This is a genomic window from Cupriavidus sp. 94F1 (genome assembly GCF_057798875.1).
The window spans coordinates 308,263-326,013 of record NZ_JBYOJT010000004.1 but is presented as its reverse complement, the minus strand read 5'-3'; the positions used below and the strand labels follow the sequence as shown (position 1 = coordinate 326,013).

Sequence of the window (17,751 nt, the reverse complement as noted above, 5' to 3'; positions counted from 1 at the left end):
CGACGATGGCAAGCGGTCTGGTATCCAAGCGCGGTCGGTGGGCATTGCCGGTCCTGGCCGCACTGGCGGTGACCGGCTGCCACAAGCAGGAGGCCAAGGCGCCGGCCGCACCACCAGCGGCCGAAGTGGGCGTGGTCAAGGTGACGCTGCACGACGTGCCGCTGACCTATGAATTCGTGGGCGAAACGCAGAGTTCCCAGCAGGTGGAGATCCGGGCCCGCGTGAGCGGCTTCCTGGAGCAGCGCCTCTACACCGAAGGCGCGATGGTCAAGGCCGGCCAGGTCATGTTCCGCATGGACCAGAAGCCGTTCCAGGCCGCGCTCGATGCCGCGCAGGCCGAACTGGCCCAGCAGCAGGCCCGGCTGACCACCGCGCGATCCAACCTGGCACGCGTCAAGCCGCTGGCGGCCAAGAACGCGTTGAGCCAGAAGGACCTCGATGAAGCCACCGGCCAGGAACAGGCCGCCGCCGCCGCCGTGGAAGCGGCCAGGGCCAACGTCACCAACGCGAAGCTGAATCTCGGCTACACGACGATCACGTCGCCGGTGAATGGCCTGTCCAGCTACGCCAAGAAGCAGGTGGGATCGTATATCGATGCCACCAACAGCCTGCTCACCTATGTGGCCAAGCTCGATCCCATCTGGATCAACTTCAGCCTGTCCGAGAACGAAGTGCTGCAATACCAGTCGCAGACAGCGTCCGGCACGATCCGCATGCCAGAGCGCGGCGCGATGGAGGTGGAGATCGTACTGGCCGACGGCACCACGTATCCGCAGCGCGGGCGTATCGCCTTCGCCGATGCGTCGTTCAACTCCGAGACCGGCACCTACCTGATCCGCGCCGAAATGCCGAACAACAAGGGCATGCTGCGCCCGGGCCAGTTCGTGCGCGTGCGGCTGATCGGCGCGGTGCGCACCAAGGCCATCACCGTGCCGCAGGAAGCCGTGGTGCAGGGCCAGCGCGGCCAGTCCGTCTGGCTGGTGGGCAAGGAGAACAAGGCCGAGTCGCGCGTGATCGACGTGGGCGAATGGTCGCAGGGAAACTGGGTGGTGCGTTCGGGCCTGCGTGAGGGCGATACCGTGATCGTCGATGGTGCGATTCGCCTCGCGCCGGGCGCGCCGGTCAAGCCGGTGGCGGCGGCACCGCGCCAGGCCAGCGACGGGCCATCGCCGGTGCCGCCGTCGGCGCCGCCCGCGCGGCCAGCGGCGCCGGGCGCCACGGGTGCGGCCGAAGCCGGCAAGGGTGCGGCGTCATGAAACTGTCCCACTTCTTCATCGACCGCCCGATCTTTGCGTCGGTGCTGTCGATCATCATCGTGGTGGGCGGGATGGTGGCGCTGTTCAACCTGCCGATCGCCCAGTTTCCGGACATCACGCCACCCAGCATCACGGTGTCGACCACGTATCCGGGCGCCAGCTCGGAAGTGGTGGCGCAGAACGTGGCGGCCCCGATCGAGCAGCAGGTGAACGGCGCGGACAACATGCTGTACATGTCGTCCACCAGTTCGTCCACCGGCAATATCACGCTGACCACGTACTTCGAGATCGGTACCGACCCGGCACTGGCGCAGGTCGATGTGCAGAACCGCGTCAACCTGGCCCTGCCGACCCTGCCCGACGCCGTGACCAAGCAGGGCGTGACCGTGGAAAAGCGGTCGCAGGCGTTCATGATGGTGATTGCCGTCTATTCGCCCGACAACAGCTACCCGCAGACCTTCGTCGACAACTACACCAGCATCTACATCCTCGATTCGCTCAAGCGCATCCCGGGTGCCAACCAGTCGTCCATCTTCGGCACGCCGGACTACGCCATGCGCATCTGGCTCAAGCCGGACCGCATGGCGCAGCTTGGCATCACGGCCGAGGACGTCAAGAGCGCGGTGGCCAACCAGAACGAGCAGTTCTCGGCCGGGCGCATCGGCAGTTCGCCCACGTCGGAGCCGGTCAAGCAGACGTTCCCGGTGACCACCAAGGGCCGCATGACCGAGCCGGCCGAGTTCGAGAACATCATCCTGCGCGCGGCCTCGGGCGACGCCGCGCTGGTGCGGCTCAAGGATATCGGCCGCGCCGAACTGGGTTCGAAGGACTACTCGCTGCGCAGCCGCTACAAGGGCAAGACGGCCACGCTGCTGGCCGTGTACCAGCAGCCGGGCGCCAATGCGCTGGCCGTGGCCGGCCAGGTGCGCAAGGCGCTGGAGGAAGCCAAGAAGACGTTCCCGCCGGGCCTGGAGTACGAAATCGCGCTCGACACCACCGAGTTCGTGCATGAGTCGATCAACGAGGTGGTCCACACCTTGCGCGACGCGGTGATCCTGGTGATTCTGGTGGTGTACCTGTTCCTGCAGAGTTTCCGCGCCACGCTGGTGCCGATCCTGGCGGTGCCGGTGTCGATCATCGGCACGTTCACCGCCATGGCCGCGTTCGGCTTCTCGGTGAACATGCTCACCCTGTTCGGCATGGTGCTGGCCATCGGCATCGTGGTGGACGACGCCATCGTGGTGATCGAGAACGTCGAGCGCAACATGATGGAGTTCCACATGCCGCCCAAGGAGGCCGCCAAGGCCGCCATGGACGAAGTGGGCGGGCCGGTGATCGCCATCGTGCTGGTGCTGCTGGCGGTGTTCATCCCGGTGGCGTTCCTGTCGGGCATCACGGGCCAGCTATACAAGCAGTTCGCCATCACGCTGGCGGTATCGGTGCTGCTGTCCGGGGTGGTGGCGCTGACGCTGTCGCCGGCGCTGGCGGCCATCCTGCTCAAGCCGGGCAGCCACGAGAAGAACCGCTTCTTCCGCTGGTTCAACCGCAGTTTCGACCGGCTGGTGGAAGGCTATGGCGCGACGGTCCAGGCCGTGATCCGGCGCACGGCGATCTCGGTGGGCATCGTCATCGCGCTGATCGTGGCCGCCGTGCTGATGTTCATGCGCATTCCGTCATCGTTCCTGCCGGTGGAGGACCAGGGCTATCTGCTCGGCGCGGTCATCATGCCCGACGCTGCCAGCCTGGACCGCACCGGCGCGGTATCGAAACGGGCCGCCGAATGGTTCGAGAAGCAGCCAGCCGTGAAATCGGTGGCGGTGCCGGACGGCTACAGCCTGATCGATTCGCAGAACAAGTCGAATGCCGGCACGCTGTTCATCACGCTGAAGGGCTTCCACGAGCGCGGCAAGGGCGAAAGCGCGGCTGACCTGATCGCGCAGGCCAACAAGGAGTTCTCGACCTATCGCGAAGGGCTGGTGATTCCGGTGAATCCGCCGTCGATCCCGGGGCTGGGCACCACGGGCGGCTTCGAATTCTGGCTGCAGAGCACCGGCGACGGCACCTACCAGCAGCTGGAGGAACGCACGCGCGCGTTCATCGCCAAGGCCCGGCAGCGCCCGGAGCTGCGCGGCGTGAGCACGACGATCAACACGCGGTCGCGACAGCTGCTGGTTGACCTCGACCGCGAGCGGGCCGAGACGCAGGGCGTACCCGTGGAGCAGGTGTACTCCGCGCTGCAGACGATGTTCGGATCGTTGTACGTGAGCCAGTTCCCGAAGAACAGCCGGCTGTTCCAGGTGATCCTGCAGGCCGAGCCGGAGTACCGGTCGAAGCCCGAGGATATCGACAAGGTCTACGTGCGCAATTCGCGCAACGAGATGGTGCCGATCAAGGCCGTGACCACGGCGCGTTATGTGGCCGGGGCCGATCTGGTCACGCGCTTCAACAACTTCCCGGCGGCCAAGATCACGGGCGACGCCGCGCCGGGGTACAGCTCGGGCCAGGCGCTGCAGGCCATGGAGGAAGTGGCCACCGAGGTGCTGGGCCCGGGCTACAGCTATGCGTGGAGCGGGCAGGCCTATGAGGAAAAGAAGGCCGGGTCCACGGCGGCGATGGTGTTCGCGTTCGCCTTGCTGATGGTGTTCCTGATCCTGGCGGCGCAGTACGAGAAATGGTCGTTGCCGATCGGGGTGCTGCTGGCCGTGCCGTTCGCGCTGTTCGGTGCGCTGGTGGGCATCCTGGTGCGGGGCATGGAGAATGACGTGTACTTCCAGATCGGCCTGACGGTGCTGATCGCCCTGGCCGCCAAGAATGCCATCCTGATCTTCGAATTCGCGGTGGAGATGCGCGTCAAGGAAGGGCTGAGCCCGTATGACGCGGCGGTCAAGGCGTCCAAGATGCGGCTGCGCCCGATCATCATGACGTCACTGGCGTTCATCCTCGGCTGTATCCCGCTGGCCATCGCAAGCGGCGCGTCGGCGGCCAGCCGCCAGTCGCTGGGCACGGGCGTGATCGGCGGCATGCTTGGCGCCACGGTGATCGCCATCTTCTTTATCCCGATGTTCTTCTGGGGGCTGGAGCGCGAGAGCAAGAAGAAGCTCGCCAGGCAGGCCGGGAAGGATGCCGGGCCTGGCACCGATCCCGCAGCACCCTCCGGAGGCACGCTATGAGCCAGCGCGGCTTGCGGGCGCGAGCCCTGGTGCCGGGGCTGGCGGCGATGACGCTGCTGGCCGGCGGCTGCACCGTGGGGCCGGACTACGTGCGGCCGGACGTGGCGGTGCCGGAGACCTACCGCTTCGCGCCCGAAACGCCGCAGGCGGCCGACGTGGTCACCACGCAATACTGGTGGTCGCAGATCGGGGATCCGGTGCTCGACGACCTGATCGCCACGGCGCGCGCGCACAACTACGACGTGCTGATTGCCACGGCACGCGTGGAGGAGTACTACGGACGCGTGATGACCACGCGGGCCGGGCTGTTCCCGCAGGTGGGAGCAGAGGCCGGCGGCAGCCGGCAGCGCATCAGCACCAGCAGCGGCACCTTGCTGCCCATCGACAACCCGTTCAACTCGGTCAAGGCCGACGTCTACGCGTCGTGGGAGCTCGACCTGTTCGGGCGCATCCGGCGCATGACCGAAGCGGCCCGGGCGGAATGGGCGGCTTCCGAACAGGCGCGCCGCAGCACGGAGATCAGCGTGGTGGCGGCGGTGGCCAGCGGCTACATCACGCTGCGCGACCTCGACAACCGCCTGCGCATCGCGCAGGACACGCTGACCAGCCGTGAGGGCGCGCTGCAGGTGTTCCGCGAACGGTTCCAGGGCGGCGTGGTGTCGGAGGTCGAGTATGCGCAGTCGCGCTCCGAGTATGCGTCGGCCCAGGCGTCGGTCGAGCAGTTCCGGCAGCTGGTGGCGCAGCAGGAAGACCTGCTGGCCGTGCTGGTTGGCGACAACCCGCGCGCCATGCCGCGCGGCAAGTCGATCGACGAATTGATTCTCCCGGTGGTGCCGGTGGGCCTGCCGTCTTCGCTGCTGGAACAGCGCCCGGACCTGCTGCAGGCCGAACAATCGCTGGTTGCGGCCAACGCGCAGATCGGCGCCGCCCGCGCGCAGTATTTCCCGACGATTTCGCTGACCGGCATGTTCGGCGCGGCCAGCACCGCGCTGTCCGGGCTGTGGGTGGGTTCGTCCCGGGCGTGGTCGTACGGTGGCCTGATCAGCGTGCCGATCTTCACTGCCGGTGCGATTGCCGGTGACGTGAAGCAGGCCGAGGCACGCCAGAAGCAGGCGCTCTACGGCTACCAGCAGGCGGTGCAGACCGCATTCCGCGAGGTGGCCGATGCGCTGGCCGGCGTGCAGTACACGCGCAGCCAGCTCCTGGCTAAGAACGACCAGGTGGATGCGCTGTCGCGCTACGCGCTGCTGGCGCGCGACCGGTACGAAGGCGGCTACACCAGCTACCTGGAGGTACTCGATTCCGAACGTTCGCTGTTTTCTGCGCAACTCGAACAGTCGACGTTGCGTGGCACGGAGTTTGGCCAGTTGGTCCAGCTCTACAAGGCGCTGGGCGGCGGGTGGCCCGTCGACAGCGCAACTCAGGCCAGCGTGAACCAGCCGGCCAGCCCCGCCAAGGAGTGATTCATGTCCAGATCCAGCATTCCGGCCGCGTTGCTCGCCGCCACCGTTATGGTTGGCCTGAGCGCCGGCGCCCTCGCGCAGTCGAAACCCATCGCCTATCCGGCCAAGGGACAAAGCCAGGCCACGCAGCAGGAGGATGACGGCTACTGCTACTCGTGGGCCAAGTCGAACACCGGCATCGATCCGGCGCAGGTAGCCGCCGCGCCGCCGCCTGCACCCAGCGGCCCGGCCGTGGGCGGCGGCGAGCGGGTGGGCGGTGCGGCGCGCGGCGCGGCGGGCGGTGCGGTCATCGGCGCCATTGCGGGCGATGCCGGCAAGGGCGCCGCAGCCGGCGCGGCCGTGGGCACGATGGCGGGTGGCCACCGTGCACGGCAGAACCAGCGCAATGCGCAGGCCAACGCGCAATCGCAGCAGTCCGGCGCCATGAATACCTATTACCGCGCGTATTCGGCCTGCATGCAGGGGCGCGGCTACACGATCCAATAACCAGGGAGGACGTCATATGTTCAAGCGAGTCGCCATTACCGCTGCAGTGCTGCTGAGCCTGTCAGCAGTGTCATACGCCCAGCCGGACGTGAAGACCGACGTGCAACGGTCGCCCGGGCAGACCACGGCCACCGGCACGGCCAAGGTCAACGCCACCATCACCGCCATCGACCCCGCGTCGCGCAAAGTCACGCTCAAGACCCAGGCCGGCAAGGTCGTGGATATGACGGTGGGCGAAGAGGCGCGCAACTTCGACCAGCTGCGCGTGGGCGACAAGGTTGCCGTCGAGTACACGGAGGCCCTGACCGTGAGCCTGAAGAAGGGCAGCGGGGCAGCGACCATGCAGGAACGCGAGATTTCCGAGCGTTCCGAACCGGGCGCCAAGCCGGGTGGACGGCTGGGGCGCGAGGTGACCGTGGTGGCACAGGTCGTCAAGGTCGACAAGGAAAAGAACATCGTCACGGTCAAGGGGCCGCGTGGCCACACGGTGGATCTGCTGGTGGAAGACCCGGAGCAGATGAAGGCCGTGAAGAAGGGCGACCGCGTGCAGGCTGTCTATACTGAGGCAGTCGCGGTGTCTGTCACACCGGGTACGGCGAAATAACGGCGTTCCCGATCCAGTCTGGCCAGGAGAGAAGGAGGCAGCCTTGATGTTCAGTGCAAAATGGCATGGCCTGTGCGCGGCCGCGCTGCTGGGCCTGGCCTGGCCAGCGCATGCGTATTACGATCACTTCCTCAGCGGCACCATCATCGGCACGCTGGACAAGGACCAGGTGGCGGCGCTGCGCACCGCATTCGGGAAGACGCTGACGGACTCCGATGACGGTGCCAGCGTGCCGTTCCACCTGGACGCCAGCACCAGCAACGCCAAGAGCAAGGCCACGGACGGCACGTTCACGCCGCTCAAGACGCGTACGGAAAATGGCCAGCGTTGCCGCAAGGTGCGCAGCGAACTGCGTCAGCCGGGCCGGCAGCCGGAACGCTGGACAGGCTGGTATTGCCAGCAATCGGACGGCGACTGGAAGAAGACGATGATCAAGGACTGACCGACGCCCGGCGGCGGGGGGCTTGCCCCGGCCGCCGGGCGGCGGGTTCAGAACTTCTCGGGGATGTAGCGGTACGGATAGTCAGGCGCCTTGTAGTGGCCCGACTTCTGGCGCGCCGGCAGCGTGACCTTCTTGCTCTTGATGCGTTCGTACGGCACGGAGTCGAGCAGGTGGCTGATGATGTTCAGCCGGGCGCGCCGCTTGTTGTCGGAGCGCACCACGTGCCACGGGGCAAAGTCGGTATCCGAGGCTTCGAACATCGCGTCGCGGGCGCGCGAGTAGTCGTACCAGCGGCTGTACGACTTCAGGTCCATGTCCGTCAGCTTCCAGGTCTTGCGCCCGTCCTCGATGCGCGACTGCAGCCGGCGTGTCTGCTCTTCCGGCGTGACTTCGAGCCAGTATTTCAGCAGCAGCACGTTGGACCCGACGATGGCGCGTTCCATCAGCGGCACGGCACGCAGGAACACGTCCACCTGTTCTTCGCTGGCAAAGCCCATCACGCGTTCCACGCCGGCCCGGTTGTACCAGCTGCGGTCGAAGATCACCACTTCGCCCGCGGCGGGCAGATGGGGGATGTACCGTTGCATGTACATCTGGCTCTTCTCGCGCTCGGTGGGTGCGGGCAGAGCCACCACACGGAACACGCGCGGGCTGACCCGCTCGGTGATGGCCTTGATGGTGCCGCCCTTGCCGGCGCCGTCCCGCCCCTCGAAGACGATGCACACCTTGGTGCCGCTGGCCTTGATCCAGTTCTGCATGTGCACCAGTTCCACATGCAGCCCGGCCAGCGCCTCCTCATAGTCCTTGCGGCCCAATGCGGTGCCGGCCTCCGCCTCGCTTTCGGCGCGCCGTGCCTGTTTTGCCATGTCAGCTCCCAGAGTGTGGATGGGACACTTTCCCCGAGTATCAATCTGGACACTGGGTCGGGCTTTGGCAATGGACCTTGGTCCAATGCTTGGCCCAAGGACCAATTGCTTTGCGCCTGGGCTTGGCTGACTCTAACTGGAGAACCTGTTCGAGTTTGCCATCATGCATAAATGCGGTGTCGTGATGATGGCGGGGGCGCTGTGGCTGGCCGTGCTGGGCATCTTCTTCAGCGATCCCAGCGGGCAGACGCCGGACAAGCTGAACCTGTTCAGGCTGGCAATGCGCGGCCTGGAGGTGCAGATGTTCCGGACCGGCAGCGACCCGCCGCGCTATCTGGTCAATGTGCTCGCACGCGACTGGCTGATCGGTTGCGTGGTGCTGTTCGTCGCCGGCGCCGTCGTGTTCCTGATCGCGCGCCGGCGCCAGGTCGCCTGATGGCGTGCCCGCTGCCCCGCTCGCAATCCGCCGCACAAGGGAGGTCATCCCATGCTGCAAGCCCCGTATTCCAGCGCGACGGCGTCGCGCACGCTGATCGATTCGCTGATCCGCTTCGGCCTGATCGCGCTGCTGTCGGTCTTCTGCTTCCAGATCTTCAAGCCGTTCATGAACCTGCTGCTGTGGTCGGTAATCCTGGCCATCACGATGTATCCGCTGCAGGTGTGGCTGCGTGGCAAGGTCTTTGACGGCGAAGGCCGCACCGCCACGCTGATCATCGTGGTGGTGATTGCCGTGGTCATGGTTCCGACCTACCTGCTGGGCATTGCGCTGATCGAATCGGTCGAGCATGCCATGGCGATCGCCAAGACCGGCGAATTCACGATCCCGCCGCCCCCCGAGGCGGTGGCCGGCTGGCCTGTCATCGGACGGCGGCTCCATGACGCCTGGCTGATGGCCTCCACCGATGCCGGCGGGCTGATCCAGAAGCTCGGTCCGCAGATCAAGACGGCCAGCCTTGGCTTGCTGGGGGCGATCGGTGGCGTGGGGGTGGGGCTGCTGGTCTTCGTCGGTGCGCTGATCATCGCCGGGATCATCATGGCCTATGGCGAACTGGGCACCCGTAGCGCGGAGCGGATCGCGTCGCGTCTCACCAACCCGGAACGCGGGCCGCGTATCACGGCGCTGTGCACGGCGACCGTGCGCGCGGTGGCCCAGGGCGTGGTGGGCATCGCCTTCATCCAGATGCTGCTGATCGGCGTCGCCTTCATCATCAAGGGCGTGCCGGGTGCGGGGCTGCTGGCGCTGGCGGTGCTGCTGCTGGGCATCATGCAGCTGCCTGCCACGCTGATCACGGTGCCGGTGATCGTGCTGGTGTTCGCGTCCGAGGGCGCTTCCGGCGCCAACGTCGTGTTTGCGATCTATGTGTTCATCGCGGGGCTGTCGGACAATGTGCTCAAGCCGCTGCTGCTGGGGCGCGGCGTGGACGTGCCCATGCCGGTCATCCTGATCGGCGCGCTGGGCGGCATGGTCACCGGGGGTGTGATCGGCCTGTTCATCGGCCCGATCGTGCTGGCGGTGGGCTATCAGCTGTTCTGGCAATGGGTGGAAGATCCGCCGCCGCGTATCGAGCTGGAAGCCGAAGCGCCGCACAGTGTGCCCGACATCACCGGGGCAGACATCACCAGGGGATAAACCGTGGCCGCATCCGCCCGCGCCTGGCTGGCCCTGGCCGCCGTGCTTGGCGGATGCGCACGGGTGGGGCCCGATTTCCAGCCGCAGCCCGAGCCGTGGACCGGCACGTGGCGCAGCGATGCCGTCGAGCAGGCCAGCGTCCAGCAGGCGACGCCAGACCTGCGCCAATGGTGGCAGGTGTTTGGCGACCCGGTACTCGAAACGCTGATGACGGCAGCCGACGCCGGCAATGCCGACGTGCGGATTGCCGGCTTGCGCGTGATGGAAGCGCGCGCCCAGTTGGGCATAGCGCTCGCGGGCCGCTATCCGCAGATGCAGCAGGCCAGCGCCTCGGCCATGTATGTCCATAGCCGCCAGTCCGGTCCTACCGCGCAGAGCGCGCGGCTCTGGGAATACAGCGCGGGCGTGGACGTCGGCTGGGAGCTTGATTTCTGGGGTCGGTTTGCGCGCGCCATCGAATCGGCCGATGCCGCTTATTTTGCCGCCCAGGCCAATCGCGAGTCGGTGCTGGTGCTGCTGCATGCCCAGCTGGCCACGACTTACTTTGCCGTACGCACGGCCGAGGCCCGGCTGCGCATCGCGCGCGACAATGCGCGGCTGCAGAAGCGCAGCTTCGAGATCACGGAACGGCTGTTCAAGGGCGGCGAGAGCGACGAACTCGACTTTCAGCAGGCGCGTACCCAGTACCTTGGCACGTTGAGCAGCATTCCGGAACTGGAAAACCAGATCGGGCAGGCGCGCAACGCGCTGGTGGTGCTGCTGGGCCGGCCGCCGGGTCCGCTGCCAGAACTGGCGGACGCTGCCGACCGCGAGGGCGTGCTGCCATTGATCGATCGCGCCGTGCTGCAGGATGTACCGGCCAACCTGCTGTTGCGCCGCGCCGACATCCGTGCGGCCGAATTCCGCATCGCGGCCCAGTCCGCGCTGATCGGCGTGGCCAAGGCCGACCTGTATCCGGCCGTCACGCTGATGGGCAGCATCGGCTGGACGGCGGCATCGCTGCCCGGTACCCAGAACGGCCTGCTGCTGGTTGGCGGGCCCAGCGTGCGCTGGAACATCTTTGACTACGGGCGCATCGTCAACAACGTGCGCGTGCAGGACGCGCGGCTGCAGCAGCTGATCGTCGACTACCAGGCTGCCGTGCGGCAGGCCGCGCGCGAAGCCGACGATGCGGCCAGCGGGCTGGACAAGGCGCTGCAGCGCGAGCGCATCCTGGGCCAGGCGGCCCAGTCGGCGGAGCGGTCGCTGTCGCTGGCGAACACGGTATTCCGCGAAGGGTACTCGGATTTCCAACGTGTGCTTGACGCACAGCGCGCGCTGTTCGCGCAGCAGGATGCGTATCTGGTCAATCGAGGCAACGCCGTGAATTACCTGATCGGGCTGTACAAGGCACTTGGGGGCGGCTGGGACACCACGGCGCCGCTGCTCGACGCCGGCACGCGGACCCAGATGCAGCAGCGCACCAACTGGGGCGGGCTGAGCGACGAAGTGTCGCCGCAGCCGGCGGCCAGCCTTCCGGCGCAGACGGGGAGTGCACGCCCATGAACGACACGCGTACTGGCAACGCCGCCATCGACGACAAGCCGGCCGCGGGCGGCGGCACCCCCGCGCCGTCCGGCAAGGAAGCCGCGGCCGATCCGTCGCACAAGGCGCTGCGCTGGGTGGTGGTGCTGATCGTGCTTAGCCTGGCGTGGTATCTGCTGGCCGACCGGTTCACGCCTTACACGCAGCAGGCACGCGTGCAGGCGTTCGTGATTCCGGTGGCCTCCGAGGTGCCGGGCCGCGTGACGCGCGTGTACGTGCAGAACAACCAGAACGTGACGGCCGGTACCGTGCTGTTCGATGTCGATCCGCAGCACTACAGGATCGCGCTGGACCGCGCACGGGCCGACCTGGAAACCACGCGGCGCGGCATCGGCGCCAATACCGCCGGCATCGATTCGGCCCGGGCGTCGCTGCGCGCCGCGCAGGCCAATGAACTGAAGGCGCAGCAGGACAGCGAGCGGCTGGAGCGGCTGTATCGCGAGGACCCGGGCACCGTGTCGGTCCGTCGTCTGGAGGTGGCACGGGCCACGCACACGCAGGCCATCAGCCAGGTAGCCGCGGCGCGGGCCGAGGTGGAGCGTGCGCGCGAGCAGCAGGGCGGCAGCGACGACGACAATGCCAAGCTGCGCAGTGCCGCCGCCGCCGTGGACAAGGCCGAGCTGGACCTGGCCAACGCGCAGGTACGGGCGCGTACGGCCGGCCTGATTACGGACCTGCGCACGGAAACGGGCCAGTACGCGGCAGCGGGCGCGCCATTGATGACGTTGATTGCCATCCACGATGTCTGGATCAGCGCCGACATGACCGAGAATAACCTTGGCCATCTGGTGCCCGGCTCGCCGGTGCGGATCGTGCTGGACGCGCTGCCGGGCACCGTGCTCACCGGCAAGGTGCGCAGCATTGGCTATGGCGTCAGCGCGGGCCAGAGTACGCCGCCGGGCACCCTGCCGACGATCCAGAACAGCCGCGACTGGCTGCGGCCCGCGCAGCGATTCCCGGTGATCGTTGACATCGACCCCGGGCAGCTGCCCACGTTGCGGGGCGTGCGCGTGGGCGGGCAGGCCGAGGTGATGGCATTTCCGACCGAAGGGAATCCGCTGAACCTGCTGGGCCGCGCGTTCCTGCGCGTCATGAGCTGGGTGTCGTATGTCTACTGACGCCGCCGCGTTGGCCATGCGCGCGATGCTGGCGCGCCGTGCGTTGCGGCTGGCGCTGGGCACGGCGGCCTGCCTGGCCGTGAGTTTCGGCATGCAGTGGGCGGTGCCCGTGATGGCGCCGGTGCTTGCGGTCTTCCTGTTTGCGACGTTGGACCGGCCGTTGCCGTTCAAGGCAGGCGTGGGCCTGGCGCTGGTGGTCATGCTGACGACCGGCAGCGGCATGCTGCTGGTGCCGTTCTTGCGCCATGCGCCGCTGACCGGCGTCCTGATGGCGGGTCTGTGCCTGTTTCTGGCGTTCCGCCATGGGCTGCGCGGCGGCAACAACCTCGTGTCGACGTTCCTGGTAGCGGGCGTCACGCTGATTTCGGCGGCGGGCACCGCCAACAGCGCGCTGGCGCTGACCGTGATTGGCGCGCTGGTGCGCGGGCTGCTGTGCGCGGTGCTGATGCTGGGCATCTGCTACCTGCTGATTCCCGAACCGGATGGGCCGCGCATGCCGCAGAAGCCAGGCGCCGCCCCCGGGGATGCGGATGTCATGGCCCTGCGCGCCACGCTGGTGGTGATGCCGCCGTTCCTGCTGGCAATGGCGGACCCGGCCGCGTACCTGCCCATCATCATGAAGGCGGTCAGCCTGGGGCGGCAGAGCTGCAGCACGACGGCGCGGGGTGCGGCGCTGGAACTGGTGGGCTCCACGCTGATGGGCGGCGCGCTGGCCATCCTGTGCTGGCTGGCGCTGGGGCTGTTCGTCCACATCTGGATGTTCTTCCTCTGGATGCTGCTGTTCGGGCTCTGGGTGGCGCGCCGGCTGTTCCGGCTGCGGCCGGGACGCATGTCGCCCGGTTTCTGGCTGAACAGCCTCGTCACGATGATCATCCTGCTGGGGCAGTCCGTGGCGGACAGCGCGGCGGGCAAGGACGTCTACCAGGCGTTCATGGTGCGCATGGGGCTGTTTGTCGGCGTGTCGCTGTACGCGTGGCTGATGATGGCGCTGCTGGACCGGCGTGCCGCGCCGGTGCCGGCGTAGGCTGAGGGAGACCGTCATGCATTTGCACCTGCTGGTTGCCGCCCCCGTAATGCTGCTGTGCCTGCTGCTGCAATGCGGGGCCGTGGCGCTGTGCCTGCGGCGCTATGCGCGGTTCCAGAACAAGTGGCAGGGGCTTGAACCGCTGTGGATGGACGCCGTGCTGCTGACGTCCGTGATGCTGCTGACGCTGTTCTGCAACTTCGCGCAGATGGTGGTGTGGGCGGGGCTGTTCATGGTGCTGGGCGAATTCGACACGCTTGGCCCGGCGCTGTATCACTCGGCGGTGAACTTCGCCACGCTGGGCTACGGCGATATCGTGATGTCGCCCCGCTGGCGCATGCTCGGGCCGATCGAATCGGCGCTGGGCATCCTGATGTTCGGCCTGTCCACGGCGCTGATGACGGCTGCAGTCCTTGACGTGGTCAAGAGCCAGATGGCCCGGCTGCGCGAGGCCGGGCCGTCATGACGCACGGGCCATCGCCCGTGGTCTGTGGTCAGGTGCAGTTGGCGCGGTACGTCTCTTCCAGCTGCTTGCGCGAATTGTCGCGTTCCAGCTTGGGAACGGCACGGCCCTGCGCACTTTGCGTGGCAGTGCCGGGCGACGTGTAGGCGCGCTGCTTCGACGTACCGTTCAGCTCCTGCAGCAGCGCGTCGCAGCGTTCGCGTTTGGCGTCGGCCGGACTTGCGGACGGTGCCGACGGGGGGCGGTAGGGGTTGCCGCCTTCGCGTACCGCATCGGAGATGGCCGCGGCACCCGAGCTCGGCATTTGCTGCGCCTGCGCGGGCATCGCGCCCAGACTGAGGCTCAGCGCGCCGGTGGCGACGATCAGGCACTGCAACGGCTTCATGGCGTTCGGCATGCGGGCTCCGCGTTCGGGTTCAGGGTGGGGTGGCAAACGTCGCTGATGCGTCAGGGCGCGTCGGGATGCGTAGTGACGCGTAGTACGTTTTCCTAGCCTAGACGCAGGCGTCCCGTGCCGCAAGGGCAGCAGGATCGACCTTGCGGGCCGTTCAGCGCGGGCTGGTGTGCCGTCGCCGCCAGACGATCGGCGCCTCGCCGAACTGCGCCGAGAACCAGCGCGTGAACGCCGCGGCCGACCCGTAGCCCAGCAGTTCCGACACCCGCAGCAGGGAATAGTCGGGATTGGCGACGTATCGTTGCGCCAGGTCCCGCCGCACGCCATTGACGATGTCCGAGAAGGTCTCGCCGGAGGCGTCAAGCTGGCGTTGCATGGTGCGCAGGCTCATGCCCAGCCCCTGCGCCACGGCCTCGCTGGTGGCGCGCCCCATCGGCAACATCAGGTAGACGGCATTGCGTACCTCGCGCCCGACGGATGCGTCATTCACGCGCGGCAGCGATTCCACCACCCGCTCGGCGTGGCGCGCCATGGCGGGATTGCCGGTCGGGTTCGGCGTGTCCAGGTCGGCGGCCAGGCAGACGATGCCGTTGAACTCGCTGCCGAACTCCAGCGGGCAGCCGAACAGGCGCCGATGCACATCCAGGTCCGGCGGCGCCGCGTGCGTGAAATTCACGCTTTGCGGATGCCATTGCGGCCCCAGCAGTGCGCGGCACAGCCGGAACACCACGCCCAGCGCCAGTTCCGTGGCCTGGCGCGAGGGCGTATCAAGCACCACTTCCTGCCGGATCAGCACGATCTTGTCGGACGCTTCCAGCAGAATGGCCACCGATTCATTGACCAGATGCCGGTAGCGGATGATGGTTTCCAGCGCGTCGCGCAACGTGGGTTGCTGGCTGATCAGCAGGCTCATCAGCCCGAAGTCCGACAGCTGCCGCGACTCCGCCATGCGCAGGCCGAACGTGGGGCAGCCGGTGGCTTGCGCAGCGGCTTCGAGCAGTGTGGCGCAGGCCTGCACCGGAATGCGCTGCTCCGGATCAGCCAGCAGCGCCTGGCTCAGGCGAGCCGTGCGCAGCAGGGGCAGCGGATTGGCGCCCAGGCCATTCGCGACGTCGAAGAAATTGGTCATCACCGCAGCGCGTACCAGGGTTTTCAAGCGAGTCTCCCGATGTTGTTTTTCGCGCGTCACATGCCTGGGGCCATGACGCGTCGTTGGCGCGATGATAGGCGGCGATGGCATGAAATGCAAAGTGTCCGGATTGCGCTGCAAAGCAGCGCAGGCCTGCGGCTCCTACATTGAGGTCATGGCGGCGCAAGTGGTGCCGCCCCCAATCAGGAGACGATTTCCATGGCCAAGGCAGTGCGTATGTATGAAACCGGCGGACCCGAGGTGCTTCGCTACGAAGACGCCGAGGTGGGCGACCCGGGTCCGGGTCAGGTCCGCATCCGCCACGTGGCGGTGGGCCTCAACTATGCCGACACGTACTTCCGCAATGGCACCTACCCGGTGCCGCTGCCCGCGGGCATGGGCGTGGAAGCGTCGGGCGTGGTGCAGGCCGTGGGCGCCGGCGTGGCCAATGTGGCCGTGGGCGACCGCGTGACGTACACCGGCTTCGTGAACACGCTGGGTGCCTACAGCACCGAGCGGCTCGTGCCCGCCGCGCCGCTGATCCGCCTGCCGGAAAGCATCGGCTTCGAGACGGCCGCCGCCATGACCATGCGCGGCCTGACGTCGGCCTACCTGATGCGCCGCATCCACACCTTCCGCAAGGGCGACACGATCCTGTTGCACGCGGCGGCCGGCGGGGTGGGGCTGATCGTCTCGCAGTGGGCGCGCCTGCTGGGGCTGAACGTGATCGGCACGGTATCGACCGAAGAGAAGGGCGAGATTGCGCAGGCCCATGGCTGCCAGCACATCATCAACTACAGCCACGAGGACGTGGCGGCGCGCGTACGCGAACTGACCGATGGCGTGGGCGCCAACGTGGTGTTCGACAGCGTGGGCAAGAGCACCTTCATGGCATCGCTGGATTCGCTCAAGCGCCGTGGCCTGCTGGTGTGCGTGGGGACGGCCTCGGGCCCGATCCCGCCGTTCGATCCGGTGCTGCTGGCGATGAAGGGCTCGGTCTACGTGACGCGCCCGGCGCTGGCCGACTACATTGCCGACCCGGCCGAGAAGGCCGAACTGGCAGGCGAGCTGTTCGACCACGTGGGATCGGGCCGTATCCGCATCGAGATCAACCAGCGTTATGCGCTGGAAGACGCGGTGCAGGCCCATCGCGACCTGGAGTCGCGCAAGACCACGGGTTCGTCGATCTTCGTCGTCTGAAGCGCTTGAGGAGACAGTCATGAAAGTACAACAACTGAGCTGTGCGCTGGGCGCCGAGCTGGTGGGCGTGGATCTGGGCGAAGCCGTGCGCAACGACGATCTGTTTGGCGAGATCCGTGCGCAACTGCTGAAGCACCGCGTGCTGTTCCTGCGCAACCAGCAGTTCAGCCGGGCCGAGCACGTGGCCTTTGCCAGCCGCTTCGGCGCGCTGGAAGACCACCCGGTGGCGGGCAGCGATCCGGAGCATCCCGGCCTGGTGCGCATCTACAAGCGCCCGGACCAGCCCAACGACCGCTACGAGAACTGCTGGCACTCGGACACCACCTGGCGCGAGGCGCCGCAGTTCGGCGCGGTGCTGCGCTGCATCGAATGCCCGCCCGTGGGCGGCGACACGATGTGGGCCAACATGGCGCTGGCCTATGAGCGGCTGCCCGATACGGTCAAGGCGCAGATTGCCGACCTGCGCGCCCGCCACAGCATCGAGGCCAGCTTCGGCGCGGCCATGCCGATCGAAAAGCGGCTGGCGCTCAAGGCCCAGTTCCCCGACGCGGAGCATCCGGTGGTGCGCACGCATCCCGATACCGGCGAAAAGGTGCTGTACGTGAACGGCTTCACCACGCACTTCACCAACTTCCATACCCCGGCGCGCGTGCGCTACGGCCAGGATGCCAACCCGGGCGCGGCCGACCTGCTGCGCTACCTGGTGTCGCAGGCGTACATCCCGGAGTTCCAGGTGCGCTGGCGCTGGGAACCGAACAGCGTGGCGATCTGGGACAACACGGCCACCCAGCACTACGCGGTCATGGACTACGCGCCGTGCCACCGCAAGATGGAACGCGCCGGCATCGTCGGCAGCGTGCCGTACTGATCCGCATGCGGATCGGGCAGAACCCGCAAGACATGATGGACATGAAGGACAGAG

17 protein-coding genes are annotated in these 17,751 nt (G+C 67.3%); 14 read left to right on the top strand and 3 right to left on the bottom strand.

Translation table 11 applies throughout. The annotated features are described in order from the left end of the window. The first annotated feature begins 5 nt into the window (after positions 1–5). Genes AC3FJ6_RS12390 through AC3FJ6_RS12365 form a run of 6 tightly spaced genes read left to right on the top strand, consistent with a single transcriptional unit; the run spans position 6 to position 7,421 of the window. Positions 6–1,256, top strand: a complete 1,251-nt coding sequence (locus tag AC3FJ6_RS12390) for an efflux RND transporter periplasmic adaptor subunit (RefSeq protein ID WP_488772137.1) — start codon at positions 6–8, stop codon at positions 1,254–1,256. Next, complete coding sequence (locus AC3FJ6_RS12385; protein WP_488772135.1) at positions 1,253–4,426, top strand: efflux RND transporter permease subunit; 3,174 nt, start codon at positions 1,253–1,255, stop codon at positions 4,424–4,426. Before AC3FJ6_RS12390 ends, AC3FJ6_RS12385 begins: the two co-directional genes overlap by 4 nt. After that, positions 4,423–5,889, top strand: coding sequence for an efflux transporter outer membrane subunit (locus AC3FJ6_RS12380; RefSeq protein WP_488772134.1), 1,467 nt, complete (start codon positions 4,423–4,425; stop codon positions 5,887–5,889). The genes AC3FJ6_RS12385 and AC3FJ6_RS12380 overlap by 4 nt, the downstream gene beginning before the upstream one ends. 48 nt (positions 5,890–5,937) lie before the next feature. After that, on the top strand, positions 5,938–6,375 hold the full coding sequence (locus AC3FJ6_RS12375) for a glycine zipper domain-containing protein (RefSeq protein WP_400396926.1): 438 nt from the start codon (positions 5,938–5,940) through the stop codon (positions 6,373–6,375). A 16-nt stretch (positions 6,376–6,391) separates the two neighbouring features. After that, positions 6,392–6,979, top strand: coding sequence for a hypothetical protein (locus AC3FJ6_RS12370; protein ID WP_488772132.1), 588 nt, complete (start codon positions 6,392–6,394; stop codon positions 6,977–6,979). Positions 6,980–7,025: 46 nt separating this feature from the next. Continuing rightward, positions 7,026–7,421 carry a hypothetical protein gene (locus AC3FJ6_RS12365; RefSeq protein WP_488772131.1) on the top strand — a complete coding sequence of 132 codons (396 nt, stop codon included), beginning with the start codon at positions 7,026–7,028 and terminating at the stop codon, positions 7,419–7,421. 47 nt (positions 7,422–7,468) lie between these two features. Here AC3FJ6_RS12365 and ppk2 read toward each other — a convergent pair whose 3' ends face one another. Continuing rightward, positions 7,469–8,287, bottom strand: coding sequence for a polyphosphate kinase 2 (gene ppk2 / locus AC3FJ6_RS12360; protein WP_488772129.1), 819 nt, complete (start codon positions 8,285–8,287; stop codon positions 7,469–7,471). A gap of 163 nt (positions 8,288–8,450) precedes the next feature. Between ppk2 and AC3FJ6_RS12355 the strand changes: the two genes are divergently transcribed. The 6 genes from AC3FJ6_RS12355 to AC3FJ6_RS12330 are packed head-to-tail and all read left to right on the top strand — an operon-like array spanning position 8,451 to position 14,109. Further along, positions 8,451–8,723, top strand: a complete 273-nt coding sequence (locus AC3FJ6_RS12355; RefSeq protein WP_488772128.1) for a hypothetical protein — start codon at positions 8,451–8,453, stop codon at positions 8,721–8,723. A gap of 51 nt (positions 8,724–8,774) precedes the next feature. Then, positions 8,775–9,917: an AI-2E family transporter gene (locus tag AC3FJ6_RS12350; protein WP_488772127.1), complete on the top strand. Its 1,143-nt coding sequence runs from the start codon at positions 8,775–8,777 to the stop codon at positions 9,915–9,917. Positions 9,918–9,920: 3 nt separating this feature from the next. Next, on the top strand, positions 9,921–11,462 hold the full coding sequence (locus AC3FJ6_RS12345) for an efflux transporter outer membrane subunit (protein WP_488772126.1): 1,542 nt from the start codon (positions 9,921–9,923) through the stop codon (positions 11,460–11,462). Then, positions 11,459–12,619, top strand: a complete 1,161-nt coding sequence (locus AC3FJ6_RS12340) for an HlyD family secretion protein (RefSeq protein ID WP_488772125.1) — start codon at positions 11,459–11,461, stop codon at positions 12,617–12,619. Before AC3FJ6_RS12345 ends, AC3FJ6_RS12340 begins: the two co-directional genes overlap by 4 nt. Then, on the top strand, positions 12,609–13,643 hold the full coding sequence (locus AC3FJ6_RS12335) for a DUF2955 domain-containing protein (protein ID WP_488772124.1): 1,035 nt from the start codon (positions 12,609–12,611) through the stop codon (positions 13,641–13,643). The genes AC3FJ6_RS12340 and AC3FJ6_RS12335 overlap by 11 nt, the downstream gene beginning before the upstream one ends. Positions 13,644–13,659: 16 nt before the next feature. Further along, positions 13,660–14,109, top strand: a complete 450-nt coding sequence (locus tag AC3FJ6_RS12330; protein ID WP_488772122.1) for an ion channel — start codon at positions 13,660–13,662, stop codon at positions 14,107–14,109. Between the two features lie 28 nt (positions 14,110–14,137). Here the strand turns inward: AC3FJ6_RS12330 and AC3FJ6_RS12325 are convergent, their stop codons facing one another. Continuing rightward, positions 14,138–14,503, bottom strand: coding sequence for a hypothetical protein (locus AC3FJ6_RS12325; protein WP_488772121.1), 366 nt, complete (start codon positions 14,501–14,503; stop codon positions 14,138–14,140). Between the two features lie 151 nt (positions 14,504–14,654). After that, positions 14,655–15,656 (bottom strand): AraC family transcriptional regulator, encoded by a 1,002-nt coding sequence (locus tag AC3FJ6_RS12320; protein ID WP_488772119.1) that lies wholly within the window; start codon positions 15,654–15,656, stop codon positions 14,655–14,657. A gap of 192 nt (positions 15,657–15,848) precedes the next feature. Between AC3FJ6_RS12320 and AC3FJ6_RS12315 the strand changes: the two genes are divergently transcribed. Further along, positions 15,849–16,829, top strand: a complete 981-nt coding sequence (locus tag AC3FJ6_RS12315; RefSeq protein WP_488772118.1) for a quinone oxidoreductase family protein — start codon at positions 15,849–15,851, stop codon at positions 16,827–16,829. A gap of 19 nt (positions 16,830–16,848) precedes the next feature. After that, complete coding sequence (locus AC3FJ6_RS12310; protein ID WP_153945833.1) at positions 16,849–17,697, top strand: TauD/TfdA dioxygenase family protein; 849 nt, start codon at positions 16,849–16,851, stop codon at positions 17,695–17,697. The last annotated feature ends 54 nt before the right edge of the window (positions 17,698–17,751 follow it).